The following is a 20,792-nucleotide window of genomic DNA, read 5'->3' on the forward strand; positions in this document are numbered from 1 at the left end:
CGGTCACGCCGGGGCGGGGTCGGTTGGGCCGCACGAGTGACATCCGGGGCCCCCGCGCCGTGTCGCTCCCGCGGGCCGGTTCCCGTCCCCTTCAGTGGATCGATAGATGTGATCAGCTCCATATACCGCCAAACGTGATCAAACCCGGCCCCGGTCCTGGTAGCGGGCGGCCGGGCGAGCCCCGGAGGTACCCGCCATGACCCCAGACCGCGCCAGACTGAGATCTGCCGTGTTCCTCGCCACGGGCGTGCTGGCTCTGCCCGCCCTCGCCGCCTGCAGCTCCCAGGACGAGGCCGGCGCCCCGACGGCCGGTCAGGACGTCGCCCCCGCGGCCCGCGACCGCGTCGCCGACGGCGGGACCATGAACTGGGCCGTCGACGCGATGCCGGAGACCCTCAACTCCTTCCAGTCGGACGCCGACGCGGGCACCTCGCGCATCGCGGGCGCGGTCCTGCCCTCGATGTTCCGGCTCGACGCGAAGGGCAGGCCGCAGCGGAACGCCGACTTCCTGGAGTCCGCGGAGGTCGTCGAGCGCGAGCCCAAGCAGGTCGTGCTCTACAAGCTCAACCAGCAGGCGGTGTGGAGCGACGGCCGTGAGGTCGGCGCCGATGACTTCGCGGCGCAGCAGCGCGCCCTGTCCGGCAAGGACAGTGCGTACTGGACGGCGCGCAACGCGGGCTACGACCGCATCGAGAAGATCGAGCGGGGCGAGAACAACCTGGAGGTGCGGGTCACCTTCAACAAGCCGTACGCGGACTGGCGTTCGCTCTTCTCGCCGCTGTACCCGAAGGAGGTCATGGGCACGCCCGACGCCTTCAACGACGGCGCACGGCGCAAGCTCAAGGTGAGCGCGGGTCCCTTCGCCGTACAGGAGTTCGACAGCAAGGCGGAAGAGGTCACGCTCACCCGCAATCCGCGCTGGTGGGGCAGGCCCGCCAAGCTCTCCAAGCTGGTCCTGCGCGAGGTGCCGCGCAGTTCGCGGGCCGCGGCGCTCGCGGCGGGGAAGATCGACCTCGCCGAGATCGACGCCCCCGAGGCGCGGCGCATCGCGAACGCGACCCGCGACCAGGGCGCGCAGGGTCCGCTGAGCCACGGCCCCGAGGCACGGCTGACCCCCGCCAAGGCGCTGCGCTCCTGGGCGATCGCCAACGGCTCCGACGAGGAGGCGGCCGACACCGAGCAGCAGGCCCGCGCCAAGAGCCACCGGGCGATCAAGAAGTACGCGACCGAGCAGACGGGCCTGCGGAGCTACACCGTGCGCAAGTCGCTCGAACCGGCCTACACCCAGCTCGCCCTCAACGGCACCGAGGGCCCGCTCGCCGACGACCGGGTGCGGCGCGCGGTAGCCCGCGCCCTGGACCGCGACGAGCTCGCCAAGGCGGTTCTCTCGCCGCTCGGCCTGCCCGCCAAGCCGGTCGGCAGCCACCTGGCCCTGGCCGGGCAGCAGGCGTACGCGGACAACAGCGGGGCCCTGGGCGACCAGGACACCACCGAGGCGCGGGCGCTGCTCGCCGACGCGGGGTGGACACCGGGCGGTCCGCTGAAGGAGCCGAAGGGCAAGACGGCCGGGGGAGAGGCGGACGCCAAGAAGGCGAAGGCGGACTCCGGCTCCGACGACTCCGGCGATTCCGGGGACTCAGGGGACGACTCGGGCGACGACGGTACGTACATCGTCGGCGAGGACGACCAGAAGCCGGGCGACAGCGGCACCTCGGTGCTCGCGCCCGCCCCGGCCGCCGCGTACCAGCAGGCGGCGCTGACCCGCCAGGCCGCGTCCCTCACGGCTCACCGCGAGGCGGACAAGGAGAAGAAGAAGGACCCCGGCGAGCACGCCAAGCAGCGTGCCGAGAAGCACGCGGAGAAGCACGCGAAGAAGTCGGAGAAGCAGGACGAGGCCAAGGGCGGCGCGCCCGGCGCGTACGCCCCCAAGGGCACCGCGGCACCCGCCGGGAACTCCGCGGCGGCCAGTGGCCCCATGGCCAAGGACGGCAAGCCCCTCACCCTGCGCTTCGTCCTGCCCTCCGGTGAGGGCTCGGAGTCGCTGCGGACCGTGGCCGACCGGATCTCGCGGATGCTGGAGAAGATCGGGATCAGCACGGAGACGTCGAAGGTCGCCGACGACAGTTACTTCAAGGACCACATCGCGTCCGGTCAGTACGACCTCGCCCTCTACTCCTGGCCCGCGACGGCCTTCCCGGCCACGGACGCGCGCCCGATCTTCGCCAAGCCGATCCCGGCCGCGGACGGCTCGCTGAACGTCGAGCAGAACTACACGCGGGTCGGCACGGACCACATCGACCAGTTGTTCGATCAGGCGATGGGGGAGCTGGACGAGGACGAGAGCCGGGCCCTGGTCAAGAAGGCGGACGCCCGCATCTGGGCCGAGGCCGGGTCCATCCCCCTCTATCAGCGTCCTCAGCTGACGGCGGCCCGCACGAACCTCGCGAACGCGGGCGCCTTCGGATTCCAGGCACCGAACTACGAGGACATGGGCTTCCTGAAGCCGGGCGAGAAGGCCGCGGCCAAGCCCGCGGCGAAGTAGCTCCGCCGCAGGTCAAACGCCGTAGGCCATACGCCGTAGGTCACACTCAGATCCAGCTCAACTCCCTTGCCCGCCGGTACCCCCGGCGGGCAAGGTCGTTCCCACCCATTGACCCCCGTTGACCCGTGCGTGCTTTTCTGCGCACGCCCCTGCCCGGCATTCCCGCCCACACCCCTGATCCACCCCCGGGACGAACCGCGAAACCCCTGGTCAGGCCCACCGCAAGGCCCCCGCGGAGGTCACCTCCGCGTAAGGGCCGTAGACTGGGGTGAGGCCGTGGCGTGTTGTCTGCCCGGCAGGGCACGCGTACCGGACCGTACGCGCCGCCGTCCACTCTTCCCGGGAGAAGCGCAGCTCGTATGCCCACGCGCCATGACATTCGTAATGTTGCCATCGTCGCCCACGTCGACCACGGCAAGACCACCCTGGTCGACGCCATGCTCAAGCAGGCCGGCTCCTTCGCCGCGCACGCGGCCGAGTCGCTCGACGACCGCATGATGGACTCGAACGACCTGGAGCGTGAGAAGGGCATCACGATCCTGGCCAAGAACACGGCCGTCAAGTACCACCCCAAGGATGGCGGCGACGTCATCACGATCAACATCATCGACACCCCCGGCCACGCCGACTTCGGTGGCGAGGTCGAGCGCGGCCTGTCGATGGTGGACGCGGTCGTGCTCCTCGTGGACGCCTCCGAGGGCCCGCTGCCCCAGACCCGCTTCGTGCTGCGCAAGGCGCTCGCCGCGAAGATGCCGGTCATCCTGTGCATCAACAAGACGGACCGTCCCGACTCGCGTATCGCCGAGGTCGTCGACGAGACGTACGACCTGTTCCTGGACCTGGACGCGGACGAGGACCAGATCGAGTTCCCGATCGTCTACGCCTGCGCCCGTGACGGCGTCGCCTCGCTGACCAAGCCGGAGGACGGCACCGTCCCGGCCGACAGCGACAACCTGGAGCCGTTCTTCTCCACGATCCTGGACACCGTCCCGGCTCCGGAGTACGACGAGGACGCGCCCCTCCAGGCCCACGTCACGAACCTCGACGCCGACAACTTCCTCGGCCGTATCGCGCTGTGCCGTGTCGAGCAGGGCGAGCTGAAGAAGGGCCAGACCGTCGCGTGGATCAAGCGTGACGGCACGATGGCGAACGTCCGCATCACCGAGCTGATGATGACCGAGGCGCTCACCCGCAAGCCCGCCGAGAAGGCGGGCCCCGGTGACATCTGTGCCATCGCCGGTATCGCGGACATCATGATCGGCGAAACCCTCGCCGACCCCGAGAACCCGGTCGCGCTCCCGCTCATCACGGTCGACGAGCCCGCGATCTCCATGACCATCGGCACCAACACCTCGCCGCTCGTCGGCAAGGGCGGCAAGGGCCACAAGGTCACCGCCCGCCAGGTGAAGGACCGTCTGGACAAGGAGCTCATCGGTAACGTCTCGCTCCGCGTCCTGGACACCGAGCGCCCCGACGCCTGGGAGGTCCAGGGCCGCGGTGAGCTCGCGCTGGCCATCCTGGTCGAGCAGATGCGCCGCGAGGGCTTCGAGCTGACCGTCGGCAAGCCCGAGGTCGTCACCAAGCAGATCGACGGCAAGACGTACGAGCCGATCGAGCGCATGACGATCGACTCGCCCGAGGAGCACCTCGGCGCCATCACGCAGCTGATGGCGACCCGCAAGGGCCGCATGGAGACGATGACCAACCACGGCTCCGGCTGGATCCGCATGGAGTGGATCGTTCCGTCGCGTGGCCTCATCGGCTTCCGTACGGAGTTCCTGACCCAGACCCGCGGCACCGGCATCGCGCACTCGATCTTCGAGGGTCACGAGCCGTGGTTCGGCGACCTGCGCACCCGTCACAACGGCTCGCTCGTCGCGGACCGCTCCGGCTCGGTCACGCCGTTCGCGATGGTCAACCTCCAGGAGCGCGGTGTCATCTTCACCGAGGCCGGCACCGAGGTGTACGAGGGCATGATCGTCGGCGAGAACTCGCGCGCCGACGACATGGACGTGAACATCACCAAGGAGAAGAAGCTCACCAACATGCGTGCGGCTTCCGCGGACACGACCGAGAACGTCGTGCCCGCCCGCAAGCTCTCGCTCGAGCAGTCCCTGGAGTTCTGCCGCGACGACGAGTGCATCGAGGTGACCCCGGAGACCGTGCGTATCCGCAAGGTCGTCCTGGACCAGAAGCAGCGCGGCCGCAGCGCCTCGCGCGCCAAGCACGGCTGACGCCCGGCGAATTCGGCATCCGAGGCCGGTTTCCGCCCTTCCTCCGGGGAGTGGCGGGGACCGGCCTCCGTGCATCTGCTTGATTTACCCCCTCGAAGGGCCCTGAGGGGCACTACGCTGGCCCGGGCCCCGGGGGCGACGGATTCCTGTCGTCGCGACTCTCCGCGCATCTACGCGCGTCCACAGAGCCGCCCCCGAAGTCGCCGTGAGTCGTCTCCGGCGTGGTTCGCCGCAACCGGTTTTCCCGGACCATCTGTCCGGAATGCGGACGGCGTTGACCGTTAGATGTGTAACACGTCCGTTTCGCAACCATCTATCTCGGATCGGTTTGTCCGGATTTTGGAAGTTGTACGCACCAGGTGTGATTGAACCGAGACCAAAAGAGTGTGGTCGGGCGGTACCTCATGGCTAATAGTTGACCGCGTATAGCTCGGGTCAATGGGTCACGCGCTGTGGGGAGCGCCGACTCACGAGCACACTGGGGTACTTCGATCTACGCGCCGTCAGGGGTGTCGGCGCGGATTCACGTACCCCCTCTTGTAGTGAACAAGTGGACTCATGAGGAGGAACCCCATGCGTGGTGCCAAGAGCGCCAAGTGGGTCGCGATAGCGGGTGTCGTGGCGCTGACGGCAACGGCCTGTGGTGGCGGCGATGACAGCAGCGGCGGCAGTGGCAAGGTCGACCCCAAGGGGATCGTCAGCTACGCCAACGGCGAGCCGCAGAACGCCCTGCAGCCTTCCAACACCATGGAGGCGTACGGCAGCGTCGTCATCGACTCGCTCTTCACGGGCCTGGTCCACTACGACAAGCAGGGCAACATCACCTACGAGAACGCCGAGTCGGTCACCCCCGACAAGGCGAACAAGGTGTGGACCGTCAAGCTGAAGTCGGGCTGGAAGTTCCACAACGGTGAGGCTGTCACCGCCAAGTCGTACGTCGACGCCTGGAACTGGGCGGCCGACCCGGCCAACGGTCAGCAGAACAGTGGCTGGTACCGCGACATCGTCGGCTACGACAAGGTCCACCCCGAAAAGGGCAAGGCCAAGTCGAAGACGATGGAGGGCCTGAAGGTCGTCGACGAGAACACCTTCACCATCACGCTGAACACGGGCATCCCGTACTACGCGTACAAGCTCGTCTACTCGCCCTTCTTCCCGATGCCCTCGGCAGCGCTGAAGGACCCGAAGAAGTACGGCGAGGCGCCGGTCGGCAACGGCCCCTACAAGTTCAAGAGCTGGGACCACAAGAAGTCGGTCCAGGTGACCGCGTGGTCCGGCTACAAGGGTGCCAACAAGCCGAAGAACGGCGGCATCAACTTCAAGGCGTACACGACGCCGCAGGCCGCCTACAACGACCTGCGCTCGGACAACGTCGACACGATGCCGCTGATCCCGGACAGCGAGCTCGCGAACTTCAAGCAGGACTTCGGCGACCGCGCCATCGAGCAGGACTTCTCGGCGATCAACACGGTCAACCCGGCGTTCTACAGCAAGGCGTTCAAGGACGTCGACGTCAAGGTCATCCAGGGCCTGTCGATGGCCATCGACCGCGACACCATCGCGAAGACCACCTTCGCCGGTACGCGTGAGTCCGCCACGGGCTGGGTCGCCAAGGGCGTCAAGGGCTACAAGGCCGGCGCCTGTGGTGAGTACTGCAAGTTCGACCCGAAGAAGGCCAAGCAGTTCGTCAAGGACGGCGGCGGCGTTCCCGGCAACGCGATCACCATCCAGTACAACGCCGACCAGCCGCACAAGGGCTGGGTCACGGCGGTGTGCAACAGCATCACCAAGTCGACCGGCGTGAAGTGCACCGGCGACCCGAAGACCGACTTCCAGGCCGACACCGAGGTGCGGGACAAGAAGCAGGTCAAGGCGATGTACCGGTCGGGCTGGGTGCTCGACTACCCGTTCAACGGCAACTTCCTCGCCGACCTCTACGGCACGGGCGTCGACGGCAACAAGGGCGGCTACTCGGACAAGAAGTTCGACGAGCTGACCAAGAAGGCCGATGCGGCCAAGACCATCGACGAGTCCGCGACGCTCTACCAGCAGGCCGAGAAGCGCCTGGCTGAGACGTTCCCGGGCATCCCGCTCTGGTACAACAAGACGCTCTCCGCGTACTCCAAGAACGTGAAGGACGTCAAGTTCGACCAGGCCGGAGACCCCGTCCTCACCGACATCGAGGTCTTCGAGAAGTAGGCGTCGGAGCCATTTCCCCGAAGCGACGCCCGGCGATCCCGGGCGTCGCTTCGGGCGGCTCCGGATTGGACGGAGGCACCAATGGGGCGATATGTCGCGCGGCGACTGCTCCAGATGATCCCGGTCTTCATCGGGACAACCCTGTTGATCTTCATTATGGTCAACGTGCTCCCCGGCGACCCGGTACGGGCGCTGTGGGGCGACAAGCCGCCGGACCCGGCGCAGGTGGCGCAGATTCGCCACGACCGCGGTCTGGATCTGCCCCTCTGGCAGCAGTACCTGCACTACATGGGCGGTCTGCTGCAGGGCGACTTCGGCAAGACGATCGCCGGCAACCGGCCCGTCCTGGACGAGATCACCCAGGCGTTCCCGGTCTCGATGCGACTGGCCTCCATGGCCTGGACGTTCGAGCTCATCGTCGGCATCACGCTCGGCGTCCTCGCCGGCATCAAGCGCGGCCGCTTCGTGGACAACACGGTCACGCTCTTCACGCTCCTGGTGATCTCCGTTCCGATCTTCGTGGTCGGTCTGCTGTGCCAGCTGTTCTTCGGCAATGAGCTGGGGTGGATCACACCCACGGTCCAGGACTCCGAGAACATGGGCCAGCTGATGGTTCCCGCGATCGTGCTCGGCATGGTCGGCCTCGCCTACGTGGCAAGACTGACCCGTACGTCGATCGCCGAGAACCGGCAGGCGGACTACATGCGCACGGCGGTGGCCAAGGGCCTGCCGCGCCAGCGCATCATCACCCGGCACCTGCTGCGCAACTCCCTGATCCCCGTGGTCACATACCTCGGTACGGACGTCGGCACCCTGATGGGTGGCGCGGTCATCACCGAGGGCATCTTCAACGTGACGGGCGTCGGCAACCTCCTCTTCCAGGCTCTCGCCCGCCGTGAGGGCGCGGTCATCGTCGGTGTGGTCACCGTCCTGGTGCTCGTGTACCTCGCAGCCAGCCTGATCGTCGACCTGCTTTACGCGGTCCTGGACCCGAGGATCCGTTATGCCTGACCTCACCAAGACCACGGCCACGTCCGCCTCCGCGGACGAGCAGACCGTGACGCCGGACGCACCCGTGGACGCGATCGCCGCAGGCCCCGCACCGGGCAAGCCGCGCAGCCTGTGGAACGACGCGTGGCGCGAACTGCGGCGCAATCCGCTCTTCGTCATCTCCGCGTTCCTGATCGTGATCCTGCTCGTGGTGGCGGCCTTCCCCGGCCTGTTCACCGACGCGAACCCGGACAGCGGCGACCAGGTCAACCACTTCCTGGGGAAGCCCGAGCTCACCCACTTCTTCCAGGCGGACTGGTTCGGGTACGACAGGGTCGGCCGCAGCATCTACTCCCGGGTCGTGCACGGCGCGCGCAACTCGATCCTCGTCGGCGTCGGCGTGACCATCCTGGTCACCCTCTTCGGCGGACTGTGCGGCATGCTCGCGGGCTACTTCGGCGGGTTCTGGGACAGCCTCATCTCCCGGCTCACCGACGTGTTCTTCGGCATCCCGTTCCTGCTCGGCGCCATGGTCGTCCTGAACGCCTTCACCGACCGCACCGTCTGGGTCGTCATGGGCGCGCTGGCCTTCCTGGGCTGGACGCAGATCGCCCGCGTGATGCGCGGTGCGGTGATCACCACCAAGCACGCCGACTACGTGGTGGCGGCGCGCGCGCTCGGTGCCGGGACGAAGCGGATCCTCTTCCGCCACATCCTGCCGAACGCGCTGGCTCCGGTGATCGTCGTGGCGACCATCTCGCTCGGCACGTACATCGTCGCCGAGTCGACGCTGTCGTACCTGGGTCTCGGTCTCGGTGACGGCGCCATCTCCTGGGGCGGCGACATCTCCGACGCGACGCAGGACATCCGGAACAACCCGCACACGCTGTTCTTCCCGGCAGGAATGCTGAGTATCACGGTGCTGGCGTTCATCATGATGGGTGACGCCGTACGCGAAGCCCTCGACCCGAAGCTGCGCTGAGGGAGGCGTACATGACCAGCATCGACATCAAGGAAGACTCGGTTCCCGCCCCCCGCTCGGGCGAGGAAAAGGGCGGCAGGCTGCTCGACGTCAAGGACCTGCACGTCGAGTTCCACACCCGTGAGGGCGTGGCCAAGGCGGTCAACGGCGTCAACTACAGCGTGGACGCGGGCGAGACGCTCGCCGTCCTCGGTGAGTCGGGCTCCGGCAAGTCCGTGACCGCGCAGGCCATCATGGGCATCCTCGACATGCCGCCCGGCAAGATCCCGCAGGGCGAGATCCTCTTCCGGGGCCAGGACATGCTCAAGATGTCCCCCGAGGAGCGCAGGAAGATCCGCGGTCGCAAGATCGCCATGATCTTCCAGGACGCCCTGTCGTCGCTCAACCCCGTGCTCTCGGTGGGCTACCAGCTCGGCGAGATGTTCCGGGTGCACGACGGACTCAGCCGCAAGCAGGCCAAGGCCAAGGCCATCGAGCTCATGGAGCGGGTGAAGATCCCGGCCGCCAAGGAGCGGGTGAACGACTACCCGCACCAGTTCTCCGGCGGTATGCGCCAGCGCATCATGATCGCGATGGCGCTCGCCCTGGAGCCGGACCTGATCATCGCCGACGAGCCCACCACGGCTCTCGACGTGACGGTCCAGGCGCAGGTCATGGACCTGCTGGCCGATCTTCAGCGCGAGTACAACATGGGCCTGATCCTGATCACCCACGACCTCGGCGTCGTCGCCGACGTCGCGGACAAGATCGCGGTGATGTACGCGGGCCGGATCGTCGAGACGGCTCCGGTCCACGAGCTCTACAAGCGCCCCGCGCACCCGTACACGCGCGGTCTGCTCGAGTCGATTCCCCGGCTCGACCAGAAGGGCCAGGAGCTCTACGCGATCAAGGGACTGCCGCCCAACCTGCTCCACATCCCGTCCGGCTGTGCCTTCAACCCGCGCTGCCCCATGGCGCAGGACATCTGCCGTACGGACATCCCGCCGCTGGTGCCGGTGGCGGAGCAGGACGGCGCGGAGCTGCCGGGCCGCGGCAGCGCGTGCCATTTCTGGAAGGAGACGATCCATGGCTGAGCTCAGGAAGACCGACGAGCCTCAGGACACGACCCCGAGCGTCTCCGAGGTGGAAACGGTCGACGTGGCCACCGCCGAGGAGGCCGTCGCGGCCATCGAGGCGCCGGTGGAGCGCGGGGAGCCGATTCTCCAGGTGCGCAACCTGGTGAAGCACTTCCCGCTCACCCAGGGCATCCTGATCAAGAAGCAGATCGGCGCGGTCAAGGCCGTCGACGGCATCTCCTTCGACCTGTACCAGGGCGAGACGCTGGGCATCGTGGGCGAGTCCGGCTGTGGCAAGTCCACGGTCGCCAAGCTCCTGATGACCCTGGAGCGCGCCACGGCCGGCGAGGTCTTCTACAAGGGCCAGGACATCACCAAGCTTTCGGGGCGTGCCCTGAAGGCGGTCCGCCGCAACATCCAGATGGTGTTCCAGGACCCGTACACGTCGCTCAACCCGCGTATGACGGTCGGCGACATCATCGGGGAGCCCTTCGAGATCCACCCCGAGGTGGCGCCCAAGGGCTCGCGACGCCAGAAGGTCCAGGACCTCCTGGACGTGGTGGGCCTGAACCCGGAGTACATCAACCGCTACCCGCACCAGTTCTCGGGCGGTCAGCGCCAGCGCATCGGCATTGCGCGCGGTCTGGCCCTCAACCCCGAGATCATCATCTGCGACGAGCCGGTCTCGGCCCTGGACGTCTCCGTCCAGGCCCAGGTCATCAACCTGATGGGGAAGCTCCAGGACGAGTTCAACCTCTCCTACCTCTTCATCGCGCACGACCTGTCGATCGTCCGGCACATCTCGGACCGCGTGGGCGTGATGTACCTCGGCAAGATGGCGGAGATCGGCTCGGACGAGCAGATCTACGAGCACCCGACGCACCCGTACACGCAGGCGCTCCTGTCGGCCGTGCCGGTGCCGGACCCGGAGGCGCGCGAGGGCCGCGAGCGGATCATCCTCACCGGTGACGTTCCGTCCCCCGCGAACCCGCCCTCGGGCTGCCGCTTCCGCACCCGCTGCTGGAAGGCGGAGGCGAAGTGCGCCGAGGAAACCCCGCTGCTCGCAATCCCGCAGCGTTTCGCGGGCCAGGACACTCCGGCGGCACACGAGTCGGCGTGCCACTTCGCTGAGGAGAAGGACGTCGTGCACGCGGCGTAATACTCCGCGGGCTCCAGCCCGCACCCATGGGGACGCCCGGAACCACTCGGTTCCGGGCGTCCCCATTTTTTGGACGGTCAGGAATGTGACGGCATCCGGAGGGTTCCCCGAGTCCGCTGAACCCGGAAAGACCCCATAAAGATGCGCAGCACCCCGCATTGGGGTGTATTTGGGCCTAAGTCTGACTTAGGCCTGAAAGGGAGGCTCTCCATGCGTGGAGCCACGCGCGCCAAGTGGGCCGCATGTGCGGTGACCGTCGCCCTCGCGGCGACCGCCTGTGGTGGAGGCGGCGACAGCGGCGGTGGTGGCGACGGCTCCGGGATCGTGGGCTCCTCCTGGGGCGACCCGCAGAACCCGCTGGAGCCCGCCAACACCAATGAGGTGCAGGGCGGCAAGGTGCTCGACATGATCTTCCGGGGTCTGATGCGGTACGACCCGAAGACCGGCGAGGCCAAGAACATGATCGCCGACAAGATCGACACCAAGGACTCGCAGAACTTCACCGTCAAGATCAAGGACGGCTGGAAGTTCAGCAACGGCGAGAAGGTCACCGCCAAGTCCTTCGTCGACGCCTGGAATTACGGCGCCCATCTGAAGAACAACCAGAAGAACGCCTACTTCTTCGGGTATATCGAGGGGTACGAGGACGTCCACCCGGAGAAGGGCGACGCCAAGGCCGACAAGCTCTCCGGATTGAAGGTCGTCGACGACACCACCTTCACCGTAAAGCTCACGCAGAAGTTCTCCACCTGGCCCAAGACCCTCGGCTATCCCGCCTTCGCGCCGCTGCCCAAGGCCTTCTACGACGACCACGACGCGTGGCTCCAGAAGCCCGTCGGAAACGGTCCGTACACCGTGGACTCGTACGACAAGGGTTCCAAGATGTCCCTGCGCAAGTGGGACGGCTACAAGGGGGACGACAAGGCGAAGAACGGCGGCGTGGACCTCAAGGTCTACACCGACAACAACACCGCCTACACGGATCTGATGGCGGGGAACCTCGATCTCGTCGATGACGTTCCCGCGTCGCAGCTCAAGAATGCCAAGAGCGATCTGGGTGACCGTTACATCAACACCCCCGCGGGCATCATCCAGACCCTCGCCTTCCCGTTCTACGACAGCAAGTGGTCCAAGGACGGGATGGAGAAGGTCCGGCAGGGGCTTTCGATGGCGATCAATCGTGAGCAGATCACCGAGACCATCTTCCAGAAGACCCGCACCCCCGCCACCGACTGGACGTCCCCGGTCCTCGGCGAGGCCGGCGGCTACAAGTCCGGGCTCTGCGGCGACCCCTGCAAGTACGACGCGGCCAAGGCGAAGAAGATGGTCGCGGACGGCGGCGGCATCCCCGGCGGCACCCTGAAGATCACGTACAACGCGGACACCGGCTCGCACAAGGAATGGGTCGACGCCGTCTGCAATTCCATCAACAAGGCACTGGGCAACGACAAGGCCTGTGTCGCGAGCCCGATCGGCACCTTCGCCGACTTCCGCAGCAAGGCCTCCCAGCAGAAGCTGGACGGCGCCTGGCGCGCGGGCTGGCAGATGGACTACCCGCTGATCCAGAACTTCCTCCAGCCGCTCTACTACACGGACGCCTCGTCCAACGACGGCAAGTGGTCCGACAAGAAATTCGACGACCTCGTCGACAAGGCCAACGCCGAGACCGACACCAAGAAGGCGGTCTCCACCTTCCAGGACGCCGAGAAGGTGCTCGCCGAGCAGATGGCGGTCATTCCGCTCTGGTACCAGAACGGCAGCGCCGGCTACTCGGACAAGATCTCCGACGTGTCGCTGAATCAGTTCAGCGTCCCGGTCTACGACGAGATCAAGGTCAGCTGAGGCCCAGGGAGCGGTCGTCCGGCGAGAGCGAATGCGCGCCGGACGGTCGCTTCCGCTACTTCCGGAGCCCTCATGGGACGTTATGTGATCCGGCGCCTGCTGCAGATGATCCCCGTCTTCTTCGGCGCCACACTGCTGATCTTCCTGATGGTGAACGTGATGGGCGACCCCATCGCGGGCCTGTGCGGGGACCGCAAGTGCGACCCCGCGACGGCCACCCAACTGAAGAAGGAATTCGGCCTCGATAAGCCCGTGTGGCAGCAGTACGTGACCTATATGGGCAATGTCTTCACCGGCGACTTCGGCACCGCCTTCAACGGCCAGAAGGTCACCGAGCTGATGTCGACGGCCTTCCCGCTCACGATCCGCCTGACGCTCGTCGCGATCGTCTTCGAGATCGTCATCGGAATCTCGCTCGGTGTCGTGACCGGGCTGCGGCGCGGGCGGCCCATCGATACCGTCGTGCTGCTTCTGACGCTCGTCGTCATCGCCATTCCCACCTTCGTCACCGGCCTGCTGCTCCAACTCCTGCTCGGCGTCGAATGGGGCGTGATCAAACCCTCCGTCTCCTCGGATGCGCCCGTCAACGAACTCATCGTGCCGGGTCTCGTCCTCGCCTCGGTCTCCCTGGCCTACGTCACCCGGCTCACCCGGACGTCCATCGCCGAGAACCGCCGAGCGGACTACGTCCGTACGGCCATCGCGAAGGGCCTGCCCAGGCGCCGCGTCATCACCCGGCACCTGCTGCGCAATTCACTCATCCCGGTGGTCACCTTCATCGGCACGGACATCGGCGCCCTGATGGGCGGCGCCATCGTCACCGAGCGGATCTTCAACATCCACGGCGTCGGCTTCCAGCTCTACCAGGGGATTCTTCGCCAGAGCACACAGACCGTCGTCGGCTTCGTGACCGTCCTCGTCCTGGTCTTCCTGGTGGCCAACCTGATCGTCGACCTCCTGTACGCCGTACTCGACCCGAGGATCCGCTATGCCTGAGCCCCGAGAGCCGAACGGACCGGACGGAGCCATCGCCCCGACCGGTGCCGGGGGCGCGATGGACCTCGCGGCGACTGAGGGGTCGACGCTCGACAAGACCCCCGGCGGCCCCGAAGGCACCGGACCCTCGACCCCGGCCCGCAGCCTCTGGTCCGACGCCTGGCGCGAGCTGCGGCGCAACCCGATCTTCATCATCTCGGGCCTGATCATCGCCTTCCTCATCGTGATCTCGATCTGGCCGTCCCTGATCGCCTCCGGCAACCCGCTCAGCTGCGACCTCGCCAACGCCCAGAAGAGCTCCACGTCCGGCCACCCCTTCGGCTTCGACGGGCAGGGCTGCGACGTCTACACGAGGACCGTGTACGGGGCCCGCGCCTCGGTCACCGTCGGCGTCTGCGCCACGCTCGGCGTCGCGATCCTGGGCAGCGTGCTCGGCGGGCTCGCGGGGTTCTTCGGCGGGTTCTGGGACGCGATCCTCTCCCGGATCACCGACGTCTTCTTCGCCATCCCCGTCGTGCTCGGCGGCCTGGTGCTCCTCTCGGTCGTCACCAGCAACACCGTCTGGCCGGTGATCGGCTTCATGGTCCTTCTCGGCTGGCCGCAGCTCTCGCGCATCGCCCGCGGCTCCGTGATCACCGCCAAGCAGAACGACTACGTCCAGGCGGCGCGGGCACTGGGCGCCTCCAACTCCCGGATGCTGCTCCGCCACATCGCGCCGAACGCCGTCGCACCGGTGATCGTGGTCGCCACCATCGCCCTCGGCACGTACATCGCCCTGGAGGCGACCCTCTCGTACCTCGGCGTCGGTCTGAAGCCGCCGACGGTGAGCTGGGGCATCGACATCTCGGCCGCCTCCCAGTACATCCGCAACGCCCCGCACATGCTGCTCTGGCCCGCCGGAGCGCTTGCGATCACCGTGCTCGCGTTCATCATGCTCGGCGACGCGGTGCGCGACGCCCTCGACCCCAAGCTGAGGTAGACGCCCATGGCAACCGTGGCATCCGAGGCATCCGTGGCGCCCGCCGGCGGGGCGGCCAAGCTGCTCGAAGTGCGTGACCTGCACGTGGAGTTCCGGACCAGGGACGGCGTCGCCAAGGCCGTCAACGGCGTCGACTACAGCGTCGCCGAGGGCGAGACGCTCGCCGTGCTCGGCGAGTCCGGTTCCGGCAAGTCCGTGACCGCGCAGGCCATCATGGGCATCCTCGACATGCCGCCCGGAAAGATCACCGGCGGCGAGATCCTCTTCAAGGGCCAGGACCTCCTGAAGCTCAAGGCGGAGGAGCGGCGCAAGACGCGCGGCGCCGGCATGGCGATGATCTTCCAGGACGCCCTGTCGTCGCTGAACCCGGTGCTCAGCGTCGGCCAGCAACTCGGCGAGATGTACGTCGTCCACCAGGGGATGTCCCGCAAGGACGCCAGGGCCAAGGCCGTCGAGCTGATGGACCGGGTACGCATCCCGGCCGCGAAGGAACGGGTCGGGCAGTACCCGCACCAGTTCAGCGGCGGCATGCGCCAGCGCATCATGATCGCCATGGCGATGGCCCTGGAACCCTCGCTGATCATCGCCGACGAACCGACCACCGCCCTGGACGTGACCGTCCAGGCCCAGGTGATGGACCTCCTCGCCGAACTCCAGCGCGAGCTCAACATGGGCCTGATCCTCATCACCCACGACCTGGGCGTCGTGGCGGACGTCGCCGACAACATCGCCGTCATGTACGCGGGCCGCATCGTCGAGAAGGCCCCCGTGCACGAGATCTACAAGGCCCCCGCGCACCCGTACACGCGCGGTCTGCTCGAGTCGATTCCCCGGCTCGACCAGAAGGGCCAGGAGCTCTACGCGATCAAGGGCCTGCCGCCCAACCTCATGCACATCCCGCCGGGCTGCGCCTTCAACCCCCGCTGCCCGATGGCCAGGGACGTCTGCAGGACCGACGTGCCGCCGCTCTACGAAGTGGCGTACGAGGGCCTGGCCGCGGACCGCCGGAGCGCCTGCCACTTCTGGAAGGAGACGCTCGATGCCGCACGGTGAGCACATCAGCAAGAAGCAGCTGGAGGAGGAGGGCGAGACCGCACGGCAGCTGATGGACAAGGCGCGGGCGGAGCACGAGTTCGCCGCGCACGGCTCGGCGGGCGGCCGTGAGCCGATTCTCCAGGTGCGGGGTCTGGTCAAGCACTACCCGCTCACCCAGGGGATCGTCATCCGCAAGCAGGTCGGCGCGGTCAAGGCCGTCGACGGCGTCGACTTCGACCTCGGGCAGGGCGAGACGCTCGGCATCGTGGGGGAGTCCGGCTGCGGCAAGTCGACGGTCGCGAAGATGCTGGTGAATCTGGAGCGGCCCACGGCGGGGGAGATCCGCTACAAGGGCGAGGACATCACCAAGCTGTCGGGGCGCGCCCTGAAGGCGGTCCGCCGCAACATCCAGATGGTCTTCCAGGACCCGTACACCTCGCTGAATCCCCGTATGACGGTCGGCGACATCATCGGGGAGCCCTACGAGATCCATCCGGAGGTCGCGCCGAAGGGGTCGCGGCGGCAGCGGGTGCAGGAGCTGCTCGACGTGGTCGGTCTCAACCCCGAGTACATCAACCGCTATCCGCACCAGTTCTCGGGCGGTCAGCGCCAGCGCATCGGCATCGCGCGAGGCCTGGCCCTGCGCCCCGAGATCATCGTGGCGGACGAGCCGGTGTCGGCGCTCGACGTCTCGGTGCAGGCGCAGGTGGTGAACCTCCTGGACCGGCTGCAGAACGAGTTCGACCTCTCGTACGTGTTCATCGCGCACGACCTGTCGATCGTGCGGCACATCTCCGACCGGGTGGGTGTGATGTACCTGGGGCGGATCGTCGAGATCGGCTCCGACGAGGAGATCTACGAGCATCCGACGCATCCGTACACGCAGGCGCTGCTTTCGGCTGTGCCGGTGCCGGATCCCGCGGCGCGGGAGCAGCGGGAGCGGATCATCCTGAGCGGGGATGTCCCTTCCCCGGCCAACCCGCCGTCGGGGTGCCGCTTTCGCACGCGGTGCTGGAAGGCCCGGGAGCGGTGCGCGCTGGAGGTGCCGCTGCTGGCCGTTCCGGCGGAGTTCCGCGGGGTCGCGGGACCGGCGGCGCATGACTCGGCGTGCCACTTCGCGGAGGAGAAGCAGGTCGTGCCTTAACACGCGGGCAACTGTCCCGTCGCGCCCGCGATATACGCGCCCCGCAGGCTGAAGAACGTACGGCCGTGCGGGTGCCGTAGGTCGGCCGGGGTTTGCCATGTCGCCCCGGCCGACCGCCGTGCCGCTAGCCCCGCGAAAGGCCCAGCGACCGCTTCAGGAAGTCGACCTGGAGCAGCAGCAAGTTCTCCGCGACCTGTTCCTGCGGAGTCATGTGCGTGACCCCGGAGAGGGGGAGGACCTCATGGGGCCGCCCCGCGGCAAGCAGCGCCGAGGAGAGTCGCAGCGCGTGCGCCACCACCACGTTGTCGTCCGCGAGGCCGTGGACGATCATCAGGGGCCGGTGCGGCACCTCGGGCGAGACCAGGCCCTCCTCGGTGACGAGAGAGCTCTGGGCGTACGGCGCAGGGTCCTCACCGGGGTTCCCCAGGTACCGCTCCGTGTAGTGCGTGTCGTACAGCCGCCAGTCCGTCACCGGCGCCCCCGCCACCCCCGCGTGGAACACGTCGGGACGGCGCAGGACCGCGAGCCCGGCGAGGTAACCGCCGTAGGACCAGCCCCGGATGGCGACCCGGTCGAGATCCAGGGGGAAGGACGCGGCCAGGCCTTGGAGCGCGTCCACCTGGTCGTCCAGGGTGAGCGTGAAGTCCCGCCGGATCTCCTTCTCCCAGGCGGGCGAGCGCCCCGGAGTGCCCCGGCCGTCCGCGACGATCACCGCGAAGCCCTGGTCGGCGAACCACTGGGACGTGAGGTACGGATTGTGCGCGGCGACGACCCGCTGGCCGTGCGGACCGCCGTACGGGTCAAGGAGCACGGGCAGCGGCCCCGAGCCCTCCTCGTAGTCCGTGGGGAGCAGCACGGCGCACGGGATCTTGCGTGCGCCCCCCTCGGTGAGAGTCACGCGCGGGGTGAGCCCCGGATGCTGCGCGTGTGAGGCGACCGTGGCCACCTGCTTGCCGTCGCGCAGCACCTGGACCCGGGCGCCCGGCCGGTCGAGGGTGGCCGACACGAGGACCGTGAGGCCGCCCGAACGCACCGCCGAGTGCACGCCGGGTTCGGTCGAGACGCGCTCGACGCCCAGTTCGTTGACCCGGTAGACGTGCACCTCACCGGTCTCGGGGGCCGCGGCGGCCTCTCCCGCCGACGCCGAGATCAGGACATCGTCGTCCGCCACGTCCAGTACGGCACGCACGTGCAACTGGGGCCCGGTCAGCGGGCGCTCGCCCACCGCGAGCACCCGTGCGCCGCCCTCGTCCACGATCCGCACCAGCCTTCCGCTGGGGGACCAGGAAGGAGCGCCGGGGAACAGTTCGAGCCACTGCGGATCCTCTTCCGCGTGCACCATGCGGGTCGAACCGTCGTCCGGGTCGACCGCGAGGTAGAGCTGGCTGAGCTGGTCCCTGGACTGGACGAGGAGCAGCGGCGCCCCCGCCGACGACCAGTGCACGCGCGCCAGATACGGGTAGCGGGCGCGGTCCCACATGACCTCGGTGCGCGCGCCGTCCAGGGTCACGACGAAGAGCCGTACGTCCGCGTTGGCGGTGCCCGCCGCCGGGTACGCGACCCTTGCGGGCTCCGTCTCCGGGTGCGCGGGATCGGCGATCCACCAGCGCCGCACCGGGGCGTCGTCGGCGCGTGCGACCAGAAGGCGGTCCGATGCGGGCGACCACCAGAAGCCGCGCGAACGCGCCATCTCCTCGGCCGCGATGAACTCCGCGAGGCCGTACGTCACGGTCGCCTTCTCGGCGGAGTCCGGCTCCGGCGCCGCGAGCGCCCGGTCGCCCTCGCCGTCGGCGCCCGTCACGCGCAGGGCGCCCCCGGCGACGTACGCGATGTGGCGGCCGTCGGGGGAGGGGCGCGGGTCGATCACCGGGGCGGGTGCGGGCAGTTCGCGCGCCGTGCCCGCGCGCAGCTCGGCGGCGAACAGCCGGCCGGAGAGAGTGAAGGCGGCGAGTTCCACCGCCGCGTCCGTGGCGTAGCCCACAATTCCCGCGCCGCCTTCGCGGCTGCGCTCGCGGCGGGCGCGTTCCTCGGCAGAGAGGCGCTCGACGGCGCCCTTCAGGAGCGCTTGAGGGTCGGCCGCGACACGCTCGACCGCGCCGTCCTCCAGGTCGAGGACCCAGAGTTGGTTCGCCCGGTCGGTGCCGGACGACGAGCGCAGGAAGGCGACGCGCGACCCGTCCGGCGCCACCGTGAACGCGCGGGGCGCACCGAGAGTGAAGCGTTGCGTGCGGGCGTGCAGACGAGGGAAGGAGAGCCGCTGCGTCTGACTCTCGGTGTGCCCGGCGGTGGCGGGCGTCTCGGTGGTCATCCTCCGAGCCTATGGGGCATGCGCCCCCTTGTGCTGCCGTGCTCCGAGTCATGCGGACCCACGGATAGTTATGATCCGTAGCGCTTAGTGGGTAAGTACCTGCTGGGCATCCGCACTGGTGCAGGGTCTGGGACTTGGAGGTGAGCCGCCGTGGCACTCTCGATTTCGGTGGTGGTGCTGCTGGCGATCATTGTCTTCTTGCTGGTCAAGAAGTCAGGGTTGAAGGCGGGCCACATGATCGTCTGTGTCCTCCTCGGGTTCTATCTGGCGAGTTCCTCCATCGCCCCGACGATCAACGAGCTGACCACGAACGTGGCGGGGATGATCGGCGACATCAAGTTCTGACCGGCGTGCGGGGTGCTCGTAGGGTGGTCCCATGACGGAATTGCCCGCCCGGCGTCTGCTGCTCGTGCACGCGCACCCCGACGACGAGTCGATCAACAATGGCGCGACGATGGCCAAGTACGCGGCCGACGGCGCCCATGTCACGCTCGTGACCTGCACGCTCGGCGAGGAGGGCGAGGTCATCCCGCCCGAGCTCGCCCATCTCGCTCCCGACCGCGAGGACGTGCTCGGTCCGCAGCGCATCGGCGAGCTGGCCGCCGCGATGAAGGAGCTGGGGGTCACCGACCACCGCTTCCTCGGCGGCACCGGGCGCTATCGCGACTCCGGGATGATGGGCATCGAGCAGAACCACCGGACCGGCGCCTTCTGGTCAGCCGATCTCGACGAAGCCGCCGCGCACCTCGTCGAGGTGATCCGCGAGGTGCGTCCGCAGGTCCTCGTGACGTACGACCCGGACGGCGGGTACGGCCACCCCGACCACATCCAGGCCCACCGGGTCGCGATGCGCGCCGCGGATCTCGCGGCCGAGGGCGCCTTCCGCACGGATCTCGGCGAACCGCACACCATCGGCAAGATCTACTGGAACCGCGCGCCGCGTTCCGTCGTCGAAGAGCGGTTCCGGTGGATGGAGGGTGCCCTCGGGCAGACGACGTTCACCACCCCCGGCGTGCCCGCGGACGTGCCCGGTGTGACGGACGACGAGCGGATCACGGCGGAGATCGACGGGACGGCCTTCGCGCAGGCGAAGGCGGCGGCGATGCGCGCGCACGCCACGCAGATCGAGGTGCAGGGTCCGCTCTTCGTCCTGTCGAACGGGCTCGCGCAGCCGATCTTCGATGTGGAGTACTACGAGTTGGTGCGAGGGAAAGCCGGTGCGATGGACGGCGAGCGTGAGACGGATCTGTTCGCGGGGCTCGAAGGTGCGGGGCGCGGAGGGGTGACGGCGCTGTGAGTACTCGTTCGCGTGCGTCATCGGCTTCCG

At 68.1% G+C, this 20,792-nt stretch carries 15 protein-coding genes; 14 read left to right on the forward strand and 1 reads right to left on the reverse strand.

The genetic code is table 11. From position 1 onward, the window contains the following. Positions 1–196 precede the first annotated feature (196 nt). The 12 genes from ABZ906_RS25290 (at position 197) to ABZ906_RS25345 (ending at position 17,157) form a co-directional block, all read left to right on the forward strand. Entirely contained in the window at positions 197–2,542 is a 2,346-nt protein-coding gene (locus ABZ906_RS25290; protein ID WP_361386217.1) for an ABC transporter family substrate-binding protein, read from the forward strand. 359 nt (positions 2,543–2,901) lie between these two features. Beyond that, positions 2,902–4,776, forward strand: a complete 1,875-nt coding sequence (typA, locus tag ABZ906_RS25295; RefSeq protein WP_361181781.1) for a translational GTPase TypA — start codon at positions 2,902–2,904, stop codon at positions 4,774–4,776. Positions 4,777–5,349: 573 nt separating this feature from the next. Continuing rightward, positions 5,350–6,975, forward strand: a complete 1,626-nt coding sequence (locus ABZ906_RS25300) for an ABC transporter substrate-binding protein (RefSeq protein WP_361181780.1) — start codon at positions 5,350–5,352, stop codon at positions 6,973–6,975. Positions 6,976–7,056: 81 nt separating this feature from the next. Further along, the gene (locus tag ABZ906_RS25305; RefSeq protein WP_266870514.1) at positions 7,057–7,986 is read left to right on the forward strand and encodes an ABC transporter permease; all 930 of its coding nucleotides are present in this window, start codon (positions 7,057–7,059) and stop codon (positions 7,984–7,986) included. Next, positions 7,979–8,947, forward strand: coding sequence for an ABC transporter permease (locus ABZ906_RS25310; RefSeq protein ID WP_361181778.1), 969 nt, complete (start codon positions 7,979–7,981; stop codon positions 8,945–8,947). The genes ABZ906_RS25305 and ABZ906_RS25310 overlap by 8 nt, the downstream gene beginning before the upstream one ends. Before the next feature lie 11 nt (positions 8,948–8,958). Then, the gene (locus ABZ906_RS25315; protein ID WP_361181776.1) at positions 8,959–10,020 is read left to right on the forward strand and encodes an ABC transporter ATP-binding protein; all 1,062 of its coding nucleotides are present in this window, start codon (positions 8,959–8,961) and stop codon (positions 10,018–10,020) included. Next, complete coding sequence (locus ABZ906_RS25320; protein ID WP_361181775.1) at positions 10,013–11,161, forward strand: dipeptide ABC transporter ATP-binding protein; 1,149 nt, start codon at positions 10,013–10,015, stop codon at positions 11,159–11,161. The genes ABZ906_RS25315 and ABZ906_RS25320 overlap by 8 nt, the downstream gene beginning before the upstream one ends. A gap of 210 nt (positions 11,162–11,371) precedes the next feature. Then, positions 11,372–13,003 (forward strand): ABC transporter substrate-binding protein, encoded by a 1,632-nt coding sequence (locus tag ABZ906_RS25325; RefSeq protein ID WP_361181767.1) that lies wholly within the window; start codon positions 11,372–11,374, stop codon positions 13,001–13,003. Positions 13,004–13,075: 72 nt separating this feature from the next. Beyond that, the gene (locus ABZ906_RS25330; RefSeq protein ID WP_361181765.1) at positions 13,076–13,999 is read left to right on the forward strand and encodes an ABC transporter permease; all 924 of its coding nucleotides are present in this window, start codon (positions 13,076–13,078) and stop codon (positions 13,997–13,999) included. Beyond that, positions 13,992–14,978: an ABC transporter permease gene (locus tag ABZ906_RS25335; RefSeq protein ID WP_361181764.1), complete on the forward strand. Its 987-nt coding sequence runs from the start codon at positions 13,992–13,994 to the stop codon at positions 14,976–14,978. Before ABZ906_RS25330 ends, ABZ906_RS25335 begins: the two co-directional genes overlap by 8 nt. A gap of 6 nt (positions 14,979–14,984) precedes the next feature. Next, complete coding sequence (locus ABZ906_RS25340; protein WP_361386220.1) at positions 14,985–16,031, forward strand: ABC transporter ATP-binding protein; 1,047 nt, start codon at positions 14,985–14,987, stop codon at positions 16,029–16,031. Positions 16,032–16,083: 52 nt separating this feature from the next. After that, positions 16,084–17,157: a dipeptide ABC transporter ATP-binding protein gene (locus ABZ906_RS25345; protein WP_361182472.1), complete on the forward strand. Its 1,074-nt coding sequence runs from the start codon at positions 16,084–16,086 to the stop codon at positions 17,155–17,157. 124 nt (positions 17,158–17,281) lie between these two features. On the opposite strand, the gene ABZ906_RS25350 is transcribed toward ABZ906_RS25345, so the two are convergent. Beyond that, positions 17,282–19,465: a prolyl oligopeptidase family serine peptidase gene (locus ABZ906_RS25350; protein ID WP_361386223.1), complete on the reverse strand. Its 2,184-nt coding sequence runs from the start codon at positions 19,463–19,465 to the stop codon at positions 17,282–17,284. Between the two features lie 150 nt (positions 19,466–19,615). Here ABZ906_RS25350 and ABZ906_RS25355 point away from each other — a divergent pair, with 150 nt between their 5' ends. Together ABZ906_RS25355 and mshB are read left to right on the forward strand one after the other, a co-directional pair. Next, positions 19,616–19,810: a hypothetical protein gene (locus tag ABZ906_RS25355; protein ID WP_190082113.1), complete on the forward strand. Its 195-nt coding sequence runs from the start codon at positions 19,616–19,618 to the stop codon at positions 19,808–19,810. A gap of 31 nt (positions 19,811–19,841) precedes the next feature. Continuing rightward, the gene (gene mshB / locus ABZ906_RS25360; protein ID WP_361386226.1) at positions 19,842–20,762 is read left to right on the forward strand and encodes an N-acetyl-1-D-myo-inositol-2-amino-2-deoxy-alpha-D-glucopyranoside deacetylase; all 921 of its coding nucleotides are present in this window, start codon (positions 19,842–19,844) and stop codon (positions 20,760–20,762) included. The last annotated feature ends 30 nt before the right edge of the window (positions 20,763–20,792 follow it).

Origin of the sequence: Streptomyces sp. NPDC046925 (genome assembly GCF_040644915.1) — a bacterium.
Lineage (GTDB): Bacteria > Actinomycetota > Actinomycetes > Streptomycetales > Streptomycetaceae > Streptomyces.